Consider the following 2,921-nt stretch of genomic DNA (forward strand, 5'->3'; position numbering starts at 1 on the left):
GGTATTGACCTTGAAAGTGCTTCTGATACTGTACATTTGATTCAACAAGCGCAAAGGATTCGGCGAGGAGAACCTAAAGCCGTAATTTTTGTTAATCGCGCAGTTAAAGGAACTAAATTGAAAGATGAAGCAGTAGAAGTACTTCAATTAATGCCAAATGTCACCGTTTTAGAAAATGTACTTCATCAACGACAGATCATCGCCGACTGCTATGGACAAAATTCTACTATCTTTGATTTACCTGGATCAACAGCCGGAATCGCTAGACGTGAAATTGAACAATTATTCAAAAAATCCTTGGAGGTTTTGAATGAATAAACCAAGACAATCGCTAACTCAAGGACTCTCTGCCTCCATTGCCCAAAAATTTATCACTGATCCAAAAAGTGTCGAATCTTCTCAAACATTATCTATTCAACAAATTCAACTTCTTGCCAAGCAACCCCGTCGTTACTTTGCTCCAGACAAGCAATCTCAATTAGTCCAATCAATTAAAGAACATGGGATTCTAGAACCTTTACTAGTTCGTCCATTAAAAAATGGAACTTATGAGTTAGTTGCTGGAGAAAGGCGATATCGAGCAGCCCAGGAAATTGGATTGAGTGAGCTTCCTGTCGTTTTTAGAGACTTAGATGATCAACAAGCTCTCCAAATTGCTCTTATAGAAAACCTCCAACGTGAGGATCTTAACCCAATTGAAGAAACGGAGGCAATTCTTGAGCTTCTTTCACTCAAACTCAAGATCAGCACTGAAGAGGTTAGTTCTATATTGAATCGTGCTAATCACGCAAAAAACCGTCATCAACAATTGGAGGAAAACGTTTTCCTCCAACTTCAAGTTATCGAATCGGTCTTATCTGGGTTAGGAAAATTTTCGTCAGAATCCTTTCGTACCAGTCGTTTACCATTGCTAAATCTGCCTATTGATATTTTGACAGCACTCCGTGAAGGTAAAATAGAGTTTACAAAGGCTAGAGCGATCGCACAAGTTAAAAATTCAGAACAGCGAAAAACCTTGCTCAACCTAGCAGTATCCCAAAACTTGAGTTTCAGAGAAATTAAGCAAAAAATCCAGGAACTCAATGTCATTGAACAAGACAATCCACCTACTAAAATCTATGTTCAGAGGTATTCTAAAATTGGAAAACAACTTAAAAAAACATCTGTTTGGAATGATCCCAACAAACGAGCGAAGTTAGATAAATTACTCTCTCAACTAGAAGAGTTGGTAGGAAAAGCTGATGAATAGTGGCAACTATACGCTTTAGGGCATAAACTCATCTATGACTTAGTAAAAATGTTTAAAAGGTGAACTGCTAGTTAAAATACACTCATTTGCTAAAGTTCAGGAAAGAAAGTTCTGATGAAATCAAAAGAGCGATCGCCCAAGCTACCTAAACAACAGCCAAAACCCAACGACCAAAGCCCAAAGCTTGACCTTGTTGCTTATAAAGCAGTAGAGAAACAGCAGCCAACCTCTCAGCTTGGCATTACTCCCATTGATGAGCCGCCGTCAGTTGAGCAGCCAGCCCAAGCAGAGGTGATATCTCCTTTAAGGTCAAAGCCGAACGCTGCTGAGAAACCGCAACATTTAGAGAAAAGTAAAGCAGAACGTACCTCTTCTGACAAGAGAAGATCCAAATCACCGCAACAGCCTAAGCAACAGGGTCAATTGACAAAGAACGATGATGAAGAAGAGTTACCGCCAGAACGCTGTCAACATATCCAGTTTTTGGATTGTAACTCCTCAGTGGGGCGTGTCATATTCGAGTGCTATCACTGTCAACAGGGAATAATTAGCGAATATACTGGAGAGCCTGTGATGGGAGAATACAAAGGTCATCCTTCACTAATTCAGGTGAAAGTCCAATGTCCTAATTGTGAGCAGACGGCGATTAGATTAACAACGGGTCAGGTGGTTTCAACAACAGCGATTCCTTCACCTTGGCAGCAATGATGGCACACACCAAGATCAAAAGTGATTGGTGAAAGATATTTACAACCAATAATGCAAAAGCTGAGATTTTTACCCTCAATAATAACTGCACTAACGGCACTGGCACTAACTAGTTGCAGCACTACTACTGCTGAACGGTATGAAGCTACAGCACTCACCAGTTACACCTGGCAAGTTAAATATGCCAATGATCTAACTAGTGAACCACGACCCCGCATTGAAACCTTTGCTACTACTTCGGTGCTGAATCGGAATGGAGTAAAACCACCAGGAGAAGTAATTGGCCCAGATGACCAAGGGCTATGGTGGCCTACTTTACCGCCGCGACCAAGTGTTGATGAAGTTGAACAACGCAAAAAATCTCAAGAAGAGGCAAGCAAACCTGAATTGGTCAAAAATGTAAAGTACAAACTGACTTATGGAGTGGGTAATACTCAGAACACGCTACCTACTAACTATGAAGTTTATCGACAAGTGGTAAAAGCTTACCCCCAAAGAACTCCTTTGGAATTGACTTTGGGTGTGAATGATAATTCAGTAGAGAAAGCTGAACCTGTAAGCAAGTAGTAACCCTCTCGTTACTTACTTAGTCAGAAATCCGGGTGTGGTGAGTAGGGTTGCAGGTTCGGAGATACGGGCATTGGTCGTAGCTCTGAAACCCAGTCCAATGAATTATGAGTTAAAAACGGGGCTTGTAACAAAGAGGGTTGTTGAGGCTTTCTCTCTCACTACACCCTATACCCCGCCCCGACAGGGCTTGGTCAGCAATAAGTTAGACATCAAGACTGAATTGCTTTTCAACAAAAAATTGACGGTAAAGTATAAATCAAAAAGTCAACGATGATCTAAATTAATTTTTGCTGCATTGGTAAAAAGATTTCAAAAAATCCTGATGGGGGCTATATGGGGGCTATATATACCCCAACAATAGCTCAAGACTTTGGTGACATTTTGACCCCTATAT

The 2,921-nt window shown here is 40.8% G+C and carries 3 protein-coding genes and 1 pseudogene; all 4 read left to right on the plus strand.

Annotated features, from left to right (window positions below; genetic code table 11):
* Positions 1-318 (plus strand): annotated as a pseudogene (locus tag IQ229_RS21810) (ParA family protein); the annotation flags it as partial.
* Positions 311-1,249, plus strand: coding sequence for a ParB/RepB/Spo0J family partition protein (locus IQ229_RS21815; protein ID WP_194047323.1), 939 nt, complete (start codon positions 311-313; stop codon positions 1,247-1,249). The pseudogene IQ229_RS21810 and the gene IQ229_RS21815, both read left to right, overlap by 8 nt.
* Positions 1,250-1,363: 114 nt before the next feature.
* On the plus strand, positions 1,364-1,957 hold the full coding sequence (locus IQ229_RS24310; RefSeq protein ID WP_228013641.1) for a hypothetical protein: 594 nt from the start codon (positions 1,364-1,366) through the stop codon (positions 1,955-1,957).
* 51 nt (positions 1,958-2,008) lie between these two features.
* A complete protein-coding gene (locus tag IQ229_RS21825; RefSeq protein WP_194047325.1) occupies positions 2,009-2,524 on the plus strand; it encodes a hypothetical protein in 516 nt (171 codons plus the stop codon).
* Positions 2,525-2,921 lie beyond the last annotated feature (397 nt).

It is taken from the genome of Nostoc cf. edaphicum LEGE 07299 (genome assembly GCF_015207245.1).
Classification (GTDB): domain Bacteria; phylum Cyanobacteriota; class Cyanobacteriia; order Cyanobacteriales; family Nostocaceae; genus Nostoc; species Nostoc edaphicum_B.